Source organism: Paenarthrobacter sp. 4246 (assembly GCF_040546855.1).
Lineage (GTDB): Bacteria > Actinomycetota > Actinomycetes > Actinomycetales > Micrococcaceae > Arthrobacter.
This window is the reverse complement of sequence record NZ_JBEPOP010000005.1, coordinates 329,181-341,744: the sequence shown is the minus strand read 5'-3', so window position 1 is coordinate 341,744 and position 12,564 is coordinate 329,181. Positions and strand designations below refer to the sequence as shown.

Genomic DNA, 12,564 nt, shown 5'->3' with positions numbered 1-12,564 from the left:
CCTGAACACATGCGGATGGAGTATGTGACGGCGGTTCTTGCGGTGGTGGACCTCGTACCGTCGGGCTCGGCGGTCTCATACGGCGACGTGGCAGAGCTCCTGGGTGCCGGCGGGCCGCGTCAGGTCGGCGCAGTCATGAGCCACTACGGCAGCTCTGTGGCTTGGTGGCGAGTCCTGCGGGCCAGCGGAGAAGCGCCTCCGGGTCACGAGGTCGATGCCTTGAAGCATTACCTGCAGGAATCCACCCCGCTGCACGGCGCCTACGAGGCCTTCCTCAGAACAGGTGAAGGCCGTTGGCGGGTTGACCTGACCACCGCGCGATGGGCTCCTTCGGACGCCGAGTTCGATCAACTTGATGTGATCTCTGACCGGTTGGAGCGTCAACTCCATAAATTGTCGGTGCCCGATGATGAAATGACTGTGTGACCGCCACTCCTGCCAAAACACGCCAACCACCGGCAGCACTTCGCCTGCTGCCTCCGCGCGAGACCCACTATGCGGCCCCCGTTTTGTCCCCGGACCAGCATGCGGTTGTTTCCCTCCGACAGGGGACCGGCCCCGTGCTTGTGCCCGGAGGTCCGGGCACGGGCAAGTCAACGGTGCTCGTGGAATCCGCAGTGCGCCGGGTCCGCGAAGATGGACTGAATTCGGAGCAGATCCTCATACTCGCTCCCGGGCGCCACGCCGCCGCAGCTTTGCGGGACACCTTCACCGGACGGCTGGACCGCAGTCTCAGTACGACGCCGGCACGCACCTGGGCGTCGTACGCCTTCGACGTCATTCGGCGGGCGAAGGCCGAAGGCGTCATACCCTTGGCCAGGCCCCCAAAGCTCCTCTCAGGTCCGGAACAGGACCTCATCATCAAAGAACTCCTTGAAGGCCATGCGCGGCCGGGTTTCCAGTTGCCGTGGCCGGAGGATCTCAGTGCGGCGCTGCCCACCCGGGGCTTCCGCCACGAGATCCGCCAGTTGTTCGACCGCATCATTGAGTCTGGCCGTACCGCAGAGGATTTGGTGGGGCTCGCCTACGAATGCGGTCGTCCCGATTGGATGGCCGCAGCGGAGTTGTACAGCGAATACCGGGACGTTCTGGACCTCCGCATGCCCGAGGCGTTCGACCCCGCAGGAATCATCACTACGGCGCGCCAGATCTTCCAGGATTCGCCGGAATTCCTGGCCGCGGAACGTGAACGCCTTCAGCTGATCCTCGTGGACGACGCCCAGGAATCCAATCCTGCGATTTTTGAACTTCTCGCCGACATATCGGAGGGCAAGGACGTTGTGGTCACCTACTCCCCGGATACCGTAGTGCAGGGCTTCCGCGGTGCCCGTCCTGACCTTGTGGCCGAGTTGCCTTCGCTGTTGGGAGGCACACAGGGCGGGGTCACTGAACGTCCTTTGTGGTTCACCCACCGGCACCTGCCCGTGGTAGCCGAGGCCTGGACGCGCGTCGCGGCACGTATTTCCCAGCGTTCCGGCGGTCAGCTGGCCAGACGGCTTGAGCAAACGCCGGATCCGGAGACTGCAGGAAGACCGCCTGCTCGTGATGGCAGGGTGGAAGGGCATGTGCTGCCATCTGCTGTGCATGAGCTGCGGTACGTAGCCCAGCGGATTCTGGAAGCCCAACTGAGGGAACGCCGGGAGTTCAGTGACATCGCCGTGATCGTGCGGAACGGTGGACAAATTTCCCAGATGCAGCGCTACCTGAGCGGCCAGGGAATACCGGTGCGTGTTCCAGTGGCAGACTCGGCTGTCCGGGACGAAGTAGCTGTGCGTCCTCTTCTGGAGGCCTTCGCCATTGTCCTGGACCCAGCCAAGTTGACGCCGGAAACGGCTGTTTCGCTGCTGACATCGCGCGTCGGCGGAGCCACCGCCATCGAATTGCGCCGGCTTAGGCAGTCACTCAGGCGCGAGGAACTCCTGGGTGGAGGCGGCAGGTCCAGCGATGCCCTGCTGGTGGAAGCGCTGCTGGAACCCGGAGCGCTGGCATCGTTGGGAATTGAAGGCAGCGCGGCCCGCCGTCTTGCCCGCATGATCGCGGCAGGTTCCACAGCCGCTGCCGAGCCCGGTGCCAATGCGGAGTCAGTTTTGTGGGCTTTGTGGCAGGCAACCGGTTTGTCGTCGCGCTGGGCGGAAATGGCGATGGAGGGTGGCAACGCCGGCGCACGTGCGGATCGCGACCTCGACGCCATGATGGCCTTGTTCCACACGGCCGAACGGTTCGTGGACCAATTGCCCGGATCTGGCCCTGAGCAGTTCCTGGACTATCTGTTGAACCAGGAACTTCCCATGGACACCCTTGCGGCACGTGCCCAGCTTGAGGCGTGCGTGGAGATTATGACGCCTGCCAGCGCAGCGGGACGGGAATGGCCAGTGGTGATCGTCGCCGGTCTCCAGGAAGGCGTCTGGCCAAATACCCGCCTGCGTGGTGAACTGCTTGGCAGCACCGTATACGCCGACGCCGTGGAGCATGGAGTGGACTACGCCGTGCGGCGGGGACCACTGAGCAAACTCCGCGATATCCGCTACGACGAACTCCGGAGTTTCTCAACGGCGGTTTCCCGGGCCCGTGAGGTCTTGATCTGCACGGCCGTCTCCTCTGAAGACGACCAACCCTCGGCGTTCCTGGACTACGTAGCACCGTTGGAGCCCGGACAGTACAAACGCGACTACACTCCCGTGGACCGCCCCATGACGCTCAGGGCGCTTGTTGCGGAGCTGAGGCAGCACGCACAGATGGCGGAGTCCGTTACCGACGGCGTCAGCGTTTCCGCCGCAGGGCAGGAAGCAGCGCGGATACTGGCCCGGCTTGCAAGCACGGATCCACCCGTTCCGGGGGCCCACCCGGACACATGGTGGGGTTTGGCGCCGCTGAGTTCCAGGGAGCCTGTTGTCCCTCCGGGGAGTGTTGTCTCCGTCTCACCTTCCAAGGTTGAAGCTGTCCATAAGTCACCGCTGGACTGGTTCGTCCAGGCCGCTGGTGGTGAGGCTGCCACTGATTTCGCCCGAAGCCTTGGCACGTTGGTCCACAGCATTGCCCAGGAACTGCCCGAGGCGTCTGGATCAGAGTACGTGGCTGAACTCGTCCGCCGGTGGCCAACCCTGGGCATGAAGGATAACTGGGAAGGGAAGCTCGATTTCCAACGCGCAGAACATATGGTGCGCAAATTGGCCCAGTACATCCTCATCATGCGCAGCGAGGGAAGGAGCCTGCTGGCCGTAGAGCACGACTTCGAAGTAGAGCTTCCCGAAGTCAGTCTCGATGCCTCGGACCCGGCAGATCCCGAAGCGGTTGCCACCCGGCAGGCCGTGCTCCGGGGTCAGGTGGACCGCTTGGAGGTTGATTCCCAGGGCCGGCTTGTGGTGGTGGACCTCAAGACCGGCAAGCGTCAACCGGGCAAGGCCGAAGTTGCCAGGCACCCGCAATTGGGTGCCTATCAGGCCGCGGTGCTCAAAGGTGCCTTCCAGGACGCTGGAACCGGCAAAGAAATGCTCGACGCCGGGTCCCGCACCGGCGCTGCTGGTTTCGCACCCGGCGGCGCGGTGCTGGCCCACCTTGGAACCAAGACAAAGACGCCCGCAGTGCAGCAGCAGGATCCCCTGGTTCCTTCGGTGAACTGGGCGGAGGAGCTGGTCAACGACGCTGCTGCCTTAATGGCAGGGGCCTCGTTCGAAGCACGGCACGACCCCGGCAAGAGCGGGCATGGCGGCCATGGGTGCCGCCTCCCGGATGTTTGCCCATTGTGCGCCAGAGGAAAGCAGGTCACCGAATGACAACAGAGCTCCTGGACGGATTTGCCGCCGCGCTGCCCGGCACCCGTGGCGGCACACATGTTCCCGAACCCCGGTTCTCTCCGTCTGAGCTGGCCGGCATCCTTGGCGAGAAGAACCATCCCACTGCCGAACAGTCGGAGATCATTGCCTCTTCACTGTCACCCCGGCTGGTGATCGCCGGGGCTGGCTCCGGCAAGACAGCCACCATGGCGGACAGGGTGGTCTGGCTCGTGGCCAATGGGTGGGTCCGTCCGGAGGAAGTACTTGGCGTGACGTTTACGCGTAAAGCTGCCGGCGAGTTGGCCAGCCGGATCCGAAGCAAACTGGCCACCCTCCAGCGCATCGCGGCAGAGGACGATGGCAGCATCGGGTTCCCGGAGGGGCTCCTGGGGGCTGACGACCTCGAACCCAAGGTTTCCACCTACCACTCCTACGCAAGCGGCATCGTGTCCGATTACGGGCTCCGGCTGGGCATAGAGCGCGACGTCGTCCTGCTGGGTGGGGCACAATCCTGGCAGCTGGCCAGCGAAGTAGTAGAGGCCTACGACGGCGACTACGAGCATTTCACCGCAGCCAAGTCCACTTTGGTCAACGCCGTCATACAGTTGGCGGGGGAGTGCGCCGAGCACCTTCAGGATCCAGGTTCAGTACGCAACTGGGTGCTGGAGCGCGTGGAGACATTTGAGCAGCTTCCCTATGTAGCTGGTGCAAGCAAAAATCCGACCCAGGCAGCAGCATCATTGGCAGCCATGCTCCGGACACGCGCCAGCGTGGCAGACATGGTGGTGCGCTACCAGGAAGCAAAGCGGCAACGCGGAGTCCTTGATTTTGGGGACCTCGTGGCCCTTGCTGCCCGGATTGCCAGCGACATTCCGCTCGCAGCATCCACGGAGCGGGCGCGGTACAAGGTGGTTCTCCTGGACGAATTCCAGGACACCTCCCATGCCCAGCTGGTCCTCTTCTCACGCCTCTTTGGTCAAGGTCACGCCGTGACAGCGGTAGGGGACCCCAACCAGTCGATTTATGGATTCCGGGGTGCCTCTGCCGGGCAGCTCTTCCACTTTGTGCAGGAGTTCCCGGTTCGGCATAGGGACACCATAGGCGGCGCAGAGACTTATTCAGTGGCTCCGACCTCATACCTGACCACCGCTTGGCGGAACGGCAGGAACATCCTTGAAGCAGCCAACACCATCGCCGCGCCGTTGAACAAGGCTGCGGCCACGGACGGCCCGGCAGGGGGCAGGGATACAGCCAGCACTGTCTCAGTCCCAGCGCTGGCCCCGAGTCCGGCGGCGGTGGACGGAAGTGTGGTGATCGGTCGTTTCAGCACGGATGAGGACGAAGCCGCAGTCATTGCCCGCGACGTCCGTCGCTACAAACGGACAGTCTTCGAGGAAGAGAAGGACGGGACGCCCGTCAAACCGACCATGGCTGTCCTGTGCCGGAGGCGGGCGCAGATGGAGTGCCTCCGCCGGGAATTCGAGCTGCAGGGAATCGCTTACGAGATCGTGGGTCTTGGCGGCCTGTTGGACACTCCGGAAATCGTGGACCTGGTGGCCACCTTGCGGGTGTTGGCTGATCCCGGGCGGTCCGATGCCCTGATGAGGCTGCTGGCCGGGGCCCGATGGCGTATTGGCCCGGCAGACCTGATGGCCTTCAACGACTGGTCGCGCTTCCTGGCTCGCCGCCGGTCAAATCCGGGCACCGCTTCCGAACCCATGGATGACAACGAGGAACCGGCCGCGGTGGTGGTGGAAAGTGACATCACCGATGCCTCCAGCCTGGTGGAGGCCCTTGACTTCCTGCCCAAGCCCGGCTGGACGTCCGGGCATGGTCGAACCCTTAGTCCCACTGCCTTGGAACGACTGACCCGCCTTGCCTCGGAACTTCGTTCCCTCCGGAGCTACATCGGGGATGATCTCACTACGCTCCTTGGTGAGGTTGAACGCGCCATGCTCCTGGATATCGAGGTGGCCGCCAAGCCTGGAATCAGCATCCACCAGGCCCGCCGGAACCTGGATGCGTTTCAGGATGCCGCGGCCGGGTTCCTGCAGACATCCCAACGGATTGATCTGCTGGCCTTCTTGTCGTGGTTGGAGGCAGCGGCCTCCGAAGAAGGCGGATTGGATCTGGCCCCAGTGGAGACCAGCCGGGAAGCTGTGCAGTTGCTGACGGTTCACGCCTCGAAGGGGCTGGAGTGGGACGTCGTCTTCGTCCCTGGCCTCAATGCCGGATCATTTCCCAGCACGAGGGATTCACGGTGGAGCACTGGGGCTGCGGCGCTGCCTTGGCCGTTACGGGGCGACCGCGTCGACCTTCCGCAGTGGGACCTGGACCAGCCAGACCAAAAGGGATGGCTGGACGCGGAGAAGGATTTCAAGGCCGAGGTCCAGCATCACGGTGAGGCCGAGGAGCGGCGGTTGGCCTATGTGGCGTACACCCGGGCAAAATATGTTCTGTGGGCGTCCAGTGCGGCCTGGAACGGTTCGCGCTCCGGTATGGCTGGCATGTCCGCCTTTCTCTCCGACTTGGCGCCTCTTGCTGGAGTCGCCGCAGGCGAAGGTAATGGGGCGCCCGCAGGCCGGACAGGCTCAGCGGTTGTTCATCCCGAATCCGTGGCCGAGGAAACACTCCCGGAGAAAAGCCCCTTGACTACCACAATGGAAGTTGCCGGGTTCCCCTATGATCCCCTTGAAGGTCCGTGCGATCCCCGGACGGGCGACCGTCTTAGGCTGGTTCCCGGACGCAGGCTCGCCATGGACCAGGCCGCGGCCAACGTCCGTGCGTTCATCGCCGACGCATCGTCCCAAGCACGGGCACCTGAGCTCACGGGCCCGGCGGCGAAATGGGCCCAGGAGGCAGACCTGCTCCTTGACCGTCAACAGCAACGCAAGACCACCCAGGACGTCCACCTTCCGAGCCACATCTCTGCCTCACTCTTCGTGGACCTCGGCGCGGACCCGGCCGCAGTGCTTTCGCAGCTCCGCAGGCCGGTGCCACGCGAACCCGGTATTTCGGCGCGTAAAGGCACGGCCTTCCATGCGTGGGTTGAAGAGTACTTCGGGACTACGGGCATGCTTGACCTCGATGAGGCCCCGGGTTCGGATTCCCATATCGACGAGGCGTACGGCTTGGACGAGATGGTGGCGTCGTTCAAAAAGTCCGAATGGGCCCAACGCGCGCCCGCCTTCGTCGAGGTGCCTGTGGAGACGCGGATCGGCGACGTCGTCGTCCGTGGACGCATCGATGCCGTGTTCCGCGACGCGGACGGCCGCTGGCAGTTGATCGACTGGAAAACCGGCCGCCGACCCGCAGGTCAACAGTTGGCGACGCGTGCCGTGCAGTTGGCCGTTTACCGGCTGGCCTGGGCCAGGCTTAAGGGTGTGCCCCTGGAAGAGGTCAGCGCGGCGTTCTACTACGTGGCAGATGACTCAGTGGTCCGGCCACACGATCTGGGCACCGCCGACGAACTGGAAAAAATCGTTGCCAAGGCGTTGGAGGCCAGCGGTCGGGGACGTTAGGGCCGACCGCCGCTGGGGACCAATTGGTGCTAGGACCGGTCGGCTGTATGGAGCGGCGTCACCTTGACCACGCTGATGGCGGCGGTGGACGTGTCGTCGGGATCGTTGGTCCCGTGCGAATCGCCGCCCCCGGCCGTCACGGGCTTCTCCGTTTCCTCTGCGTCAGCCGCTGACCCCGGGGCAGTGCTCTCTTCCTGTGCCGACTTCAGAGACCGCTCCGGGGACGTGGCAGACGTCCCGGGTATGGCTGCCACCGTAACCGTTGGTCCGGCGTTGGGAATCGCTACGACACTGACAGAAGGGTTTTGGCCTGCTGCCGTGGCGGCAGCCTGCGCTTCGGCAGCCTCGATTTCAGCGGCCGCATCCTCGGCGGCCTGCGCTGCTTCTTCGTCACGCCGCGCTTGCTCGTCAATGTCAGCGGAGAGTGTCTGAAGCATTGACTCTGCCTCCGCCGTCATGCTCTGGTGCCCGGCAGCCATGGCCTTGACCAAGTACTGGGCCAAGGCGAACTCGGCCAACAAAGCGGCCCGCCGGAGCAAATGAACGTCGGGCGTCTCACGGCGTGCCTGGGTGTATTGGTTCAAGACGGCCTCTACGAACGACGCTTCGTTCGATGCCACCAACCATGCAAAGTCGTCGGCCGGATCACCAATCCGTAGATCGGTCCACCCCGTCAGGGCAGTCACGGAGTCATCCTGCACCATGAGGTTGTCTTCGTGGAGGTCACCGTGAACCACTGAGGTATTGAACCGCCACAGCGCCACGTCTTCCAGGGCATGCTCCCAGCGCCGGAGCAGGGTGGCAGGAATCTTACCGGTGGTTGCCGCCTGGTCCAGTTCATTGAGCTTCCGCTGCCGGAACTCATTGGCAGAGTAGCTGGGCAGGTCCGCGTTGGTCACCAAGGTCAAGGGGAGGTCGTGAATGGCAGCCAGCGCTGAGCCGATCTCCCTGGCAAGGGCGGGACTCCCGGCAGATAGCTCTTCAATGGAGAGCATTGCACCGTGCAGGTGGGTGTAGACAAAAGTCGTGAGGTCGCCCTGGCGCACAGTGCCGGCAATGGTTGGCACGTGGAAGGGCAGCTCTGCCCGAATGGACGGAGCGAACGCGCGCAGCACCATGAATTCGGTTTCCAGCCGTGTGCTGGCTTCCGGATGGCGCGGCGAACGAACGCGCCAGCGTTTGCCATCCGCGTCGAGCAGCAACGCCGAGTCGAAGTCGGCGTCATCGTCGGGGGAAAAGGCTGTAGCCGTCGGCGCCAGGCCAGGCACCGCCGCGGTTGCTATAGCGGCCAGTTCGAGCGGTGTTCTTCTCACCTTCTCAACGGTAGATTGAGTGGGGGCTGTGGCCATGATGCAGTGCGGCGAGTCTTCAGATCCGCCCTAAAACAGGGCTTTTCTGCAGGCGATTGACGCCCAGGGGGGATGCATCCACAAGGGGGGACCCTCCCAAATGTTTTTTGTCGGTACGAATCAGTACGGTAGATACATGAGCTATACGGAGTCACCGGCGCTGGCCAACCACCTGATGGAGACCGTTCTTCCAGTGCGCCCTGCCATGGTGGATCGTGGCTCCGGGGTCCGGATTAAGCCCGGCATGGTGGAGGACCTCGTGGCTTCCGGCACGGCCAAAGCCATGGTTATTTCCCAGCGCAAGGCACTCGTGACCGCTGATGGACTGTGGTTCGGGGACGCCACGACCCTGTGGAATGCACTCAAGGGAGCAAATCACGGTACCACCGCGGCTGTTTACCTGGGTATCACGTTGGAATCGTCTTCCTTGCCTGAAGGCACGCCTGTTCTGTTGTTTACGGTATCGGAACCCCCAGTGCCGGGCACCGCCACGGTACCTGCCGATGCCCAATGGGCGGGCTTCCGGGAAGTCGCGGGCCGATTGGACGCCACCGATACTGCGCTGTTCATCGAGGCCAGCGCCATCTCCAACTGGCACGCGACGCATACACACTGCCCGCAGTGTGGCAAGCCAACGGACATCGAGGCCGGCGGATGGGTGCGTCGGTGCCCCAAGGACAATTCAGAGCATTACCCCCGGACTGATCCTGCGATTATCGTCACGGTGGTGGGTCCGGACGGCCGCCTGCTTCTGGGCGGTGGGGGCCCCACAGACGCCAGGAATTACTCCACGCTTGCGGGTTTCGTTGAACCCGGAGAATCGTTGGAGCAGGCGGTTGTCCGGGAAATCGGGGAAGAAGTAGGTGTGCGCGTGTCGGCATGCCAGTACCTCGGCTCACAGTCCTGGCCATTTCCCGCTTCGCTGATGCTGGGCTTCACCGCAACCACTGAAGACTCGGTTGCCCGGCCGGATGGCATTGAGGTCACCAGGGCGCGCTGGTTCAGCCGCGAAGAGTTGCAGGCAGCCGTTTCCAGCGGGGAGATCACCATTTCCTCGCGCCTCTCCATTGCGCGTTCACTGATTGAACATTGGTATGGCGGCATTATCGAAGACTTCCAGCCGTGACCGAAGACGTTTTCGATACCGGTGGTTCACTTGAGGAACGCATCCTCGGCGGCTTGGATGAGGAACAGCGCGAAGTAGCAAGTACCCTGACCGGGCCTCTGTGTGTACTTGCGGGAGCGGGCACGGGCAAGACGCGTGCCATCACACACCGCATCGCGTACGGGGTCCACTCCGGCGTTTACAGTCCGCAGCGGTTGCTGGCCGTAACGTTTACGGCCCGAGCCGCAGCGGAGATGCGCAGCAGGCTTCGGGACCTTGGTGTGGCGAATGTCCAAGCCCGCACATTCCACGCAGCCGCCCTGAGGCAATTGCAGTTCTTCTGGCCCCAGGCCATTGGTGGTACGTTGCCGAACCTGCTGGACCACAAGGCCAATATGATCGCGGAGGCTTCCCGCAGGCTTCGGCTCAGCACCGACCGCGCAACCATCAGGGATCTGGCCGCAGAAATCGAGTGGGCCAAAGTGTCCATGCTCACTCCCGCCAACTACCTTGAAAACGCCCAGGACCGCGGAACCCCCGGCGGTTTTGACCTGACCGCGGTATCCAGGGTTTTCCAGGCCTACGAGGACATCAAGACTGACCGGAACGTCATCGACTTCGAAGACGTCCTCCTGATCACAGTAGGTATCCTCCAAGAGGATCCAAAAGTGGCGGCAACAGTCCGGGAACAGTACCGCCACTTCGTTGTGGACGAGTACCAGGACGTCTCCCCGCTGCAACAGCGGCTCCTGGATCTGTGGCTCGGAGGCCGGAACGAGTTATGCGTAGTGGGCGATGCCAGCCAGACAATCTACTCCTTCACCGGTGCCTCACCCAAGCACCTTTTGGGGTTCAAAACGCAGTTCCCTGACGCTACTGTCGTTAAGCTGATTCGCGACTACCGGTCCACCCCGCAAGTGGTGAAGTTGGCCAATGACCTCCTCGGGTCCCGGCGAAGCGGTGGACCCATTGCGGATGCTGCCTGGGCGCCGCCGCTTAAGCTTGTGGCCCAGAGGCCGACCGGTCCCGAACCGCGCTTCATGGAATGCCCGGATGACGAGGCTGAGGCTGCAGTGGTGGCAGGCCGGATCCAGGAACTGCTTGATACCGGAATCAAGGCCAGCGAGATCGCCATTCTGTTTCGCACCAACGGCCAGTCCGAAGCGTATGAACAAGCACTCGCTTCAGCCGGTATTGGATACCAGCTTCGTGGCGGCGAGCGGTTCTTCGCCCGCAAGGAAGTCCGCGATGCCATCCTCCAACTGCGCGCCGCAACCCGGGCCGTTGCCGAGGGGCCGCAGGAACCGCTGGGGCAGATCGTTCGGGACATCGTCGCCTCCCTTGGATATACGGACGCCGCGCCCCACAACGGAGGAGCGCTCCGTGAACGGTGGGAATCCTTGGCGGCATTGGTCGCTTTGGCAGATGAACTGGCCGTCAGCCGTGGTGAGGCTTTCACGCTGGCCGAATTCGTCAACGAACTCCAGGAACGCTCGGTAGCCCAGCACGCGCCCACCGTCCAAGGGGTCACCCTTGCATCCCTTCACGCAGCCAAGGGACTGGAATGGGATGCTGTGTTCCTGGTGGGCCTCAGCGAAGGACTCATGCCCATTTCCTTTGCTGACACCCCGGAAGACGTTGATGAGGAGCGACGACTGCTCTATGTCGGAATCACCCGGGCAAGGGAACACCTGAATTTGTCCTGGTCCACGGCCCGCACACCGGGTGGCCGTGCCAACCGCAAGCCCTCGAGGTTCCTTGACGGACTTCGACCCAACTCAGTGGCGTCCGCAAATGCCCGCAGCAAGACAGGTCCCACGCGCCGGAAAGCGGCCGCACCGGCGTCGTGCAGGGTGTGCGGAACCATGCTCGCCAGCGGTGCCGAACGCAAGGTGGGACGTTGCACCCAGTGCCCGCCGTCCTATGAGGAACAAACCTTTGATGCGCTAAGGCAATGGCGCAAGGATGAAGCGAAGTCCGCCGATGTCCCTGCCTATGTTGTTTTCACTGATGCAACGCTTACTGCCATCGCGGAGGCCAAGCCATCGTCGCTGGAGGAGTTGGCAGGTTTGGCGGGAATTGGGCCGTCCAAGCTCGAACGATACGGCGAAGCGGTCCTGACGGTCCTGGCCGAAAGCACTGAGCTCTGATGGTGCGCCGATCGGCTACGAATGCTGACGTTCCCCTGGTCACTGACGACGGCGCTCCCGTGGTCGTGCGCCGATCAGCCAGACGGCGCAGGACGGTCGCTGCTTTTTGGGAGGATGGCAAAGCTGTTGTTGCCATCCCGGCAAGCTTCACCAAATCCCAGGAACGGGAGTGGGTCCACCGCATGCTGGCCAAGCTGAAGAAGCAGGGCGAGCGGCGGTCAGGCCAGGGCAGACGTCGCCCGGCGACAGACGAAGTCCTCGCGGAGCATGCCGCCCATCTTTCCCGGACCTATTTGGGTGGGCGGGCCGTCCCGACGTCCGTCCGCTGGGTCAGCAACCAGAATTCGCGATGGGGTTCTGCCACTCCGGCGGACGGCACCATCAGGCTTTCCAACAAGCTTCAGTCCATGCCGCAGTGGGTTATCGACTACGTTCTGGTGCACGAGCTCGCGCACTTGCTGGTGGCGGGGCACAATGCCGACTTCTGGAGGCTGGTGGACTCGTATCCGGAGACGCAGCGCGCAAAGGCCTTCCTGGAAGGTGTTGCCTTTGCCACCTCAAGGGGTCTTCCTCCGGATTCAAACCCGGCGCCGGACACGGGGGCTTAACGCAACAACGGCCACCATGTAGATGGCGGCCGTTGCTACGTAGAGCTCCCGGGGGCCC

The 12,564-nt window shown here is 63.4% G+C and carries 7 protein-coding genes; 6 read left to right on the top strand and 1 reads right to left on the bottom strand.

The features are described 5' to 3' along the window. Positions 1 to 9 precede the first annotated feature (9 nt). The 3 genes from ABIE35_RS11895 to ABIE35_RS11885 are packed head-to-tail and all read left to right on the top strand — an operon-like array spanning position 10 to position 7,294. Positions 10 to 426 (top strand): MGMT family protein, encoded by a 417-nt coding sequence (locus tag ABIE35_RS11895; protein ID WP_354515118.1) that lies wholly within the window; start codon positions 10 to 12, stop codon positions 424 to 426. Further along, positions 423 to 3,773 (top strand): ATP-dependent helicase, encoded by a 3,351-nt coding sequence (locus ABIE35_RS11890; RefSeq protein WP_354515116.1) that lies wholly within the window; start codon positions 423 to 425, stop codon positions 3,771 to 3,773. Before ABIE35_RS11895 ends, ABIE35_RS11890 begins: the two co-directional genes overlap by 4 nt. Continuing rightward, the gene (locus tag ABIE35_RS11885; protein WP_354515114.1) at positions 3,770 to 7,294 is read left to right on the top strand and encodes an ATP-dependent helicase; all 3,525 of its coding nucleotides are present in this window, start codon (positions 3,770 to 3,772) and stop codon (positions 7,292 to 7,294) included. The genes ABIE35_RS11890 and ABIE35_RS11885 overlap by 4 nt, the downstream gene beginning before the upstream one ends. A 29-nt stretch (positions 7,295 to 7,323) precedes the next feature. Here ABIE35_RS11885 and ABIE35_RS11880 read toward each other — a convergent pair whose 3' ends face one another. Further along, positions 7,324 to 8,607, bottom strand: a complete 1,284-nt coding sequence (locus tag ABIE35_RS11880; RefSeq protein ID WP_354515113.1) for a macrolide 2'-phosphotransferase — start codon at positions 8,605 to 8,607, stop codon at positions 7,324 to 7,326. Between the two features lie 172 nt (positions 8,608 to 8,779). On the opposite strand from ABIE35_RS11880, the gene nudC reads away from it, so the two are divergent. The 3 genes from nudC to ABIE35_RS11865 are packed head-to-tail and all read left to right on the top strand — an operon-like array spanning position 8,780 to position 12,506. Then, positions 8,780 to 9,769 (top strand): NAD(+) diphosphatase, encoded by a 990-nt coding sequence (gene nudC, locus ABIE35_RS11875; protein WP_354515111.1) that lies wholly within the window; start codon positions 8,780 to 8,782, stop codon positions 9,767 to 9,769. Then, positions 9,766 to 11,898, top strand: a complete 2,133-nt coding sequence (locus ABIE35_RS11870; protein ID WP_354515110.1) for an ATP-dependent DNA helicase UvrD2 — start codon at positions 9,766 to 9,768, stop codon at positions 11,896 to 11,898. The genes nudC and ABIE35_RS11870 overlap by 4 nt, the downstream gene beginning before the upstream one ends. Continuing rightward, on the top strand, positions 11,898 to 12,506 hold the full coding sequence (locus tag ABIE35_RS11865; protein WP_354515108.1) for a M48 metallopeptidase family protein: 609 nt from the start codon (positions 11,898 to 11,900) through the stop codon (positions 12,504 to 12,506). The genes ABIE35_RS11870 and ABIE35_RS11865 overlap by 1 nt, the downstream gene beginning before the upstream one ends. Positions 12,507 to 12,564 lie beyond the last annotated feature (58 nt).

Coding starts and splice junctions, on each gene's coding strand:
- ABIE35_RS11895 (WP_354515118.1), top strand. CDS start 10: ATGCGGATGGAGTATGTGACGGCGGTTCTTGCGGTGGTGGACCTCGTA.
- ABIE35_RS11885 (WP_354515114.1), top strand. CDS start 3,770: ATGACAACAGAGCTCCTGGACGGATTTGCCGCCGCGCTGCCCGGCACC.
- nudC (WP_354515111.1), top strand. CDS start 8,780: ATGAGCTATACGGAGTCACCGGCGCTGGCCAACCACCTGATGGAGACC.
- ABIE35_RS11865 (WP_354515108.1), top strand. CDS start 11,898: ATGGTGCGCCGATCGGCTACGAATGCTGACGTTCCCCTGGTCACTGAC.